This is a genomic window from Corynebacterium sp. HMSC30G07 (assembly GCF_001806945.1).
GTDB lineage: Bacteria > Actinomycetota > Actinomycetes > Mycobacteriales > Mycobacteriaceae > Corynebacterium > Corynebacterium riegelii.
Genome location: NZ_KV786462.1, coordinates 1,193 through 1,399 on the forward strand (window position 1 = coordinate 1,193; position 207 = coordinate 1,399).

A 207-nucleotide genomic window follows, 5' to 3' on the forward strand; every position below is an offset into this window, starting at 1 on the left:
ACCAACTACGCGGACTCGCGGTACCAACTACCCCAAATCGACACCGCAGTCGAAGAAGCCTATACACAACGGCAACTGCAACATTGCCAAAGCCATCGCCCAGGCAAAATTCCGATACCCCGATGCGAGCCTGGCCGAAGTCACCCAGGCTGAACTCAGCCTGCCGCTCCCGAATAATCGATCACTCAAACTGAGCGAACGAGCCGA

Annotated in this window: 1 pseudogene; it reads left to right on the forward strand. The window is 56.5% G+C overall.

Annotation, left to right across the window (positions count from 1 at the left end):
* A pseudogene (locus tag HMPREF3104_RS12595) lies at window positions 1-207 on the forward strand (hypothetical protein); the annotation flags it as partial.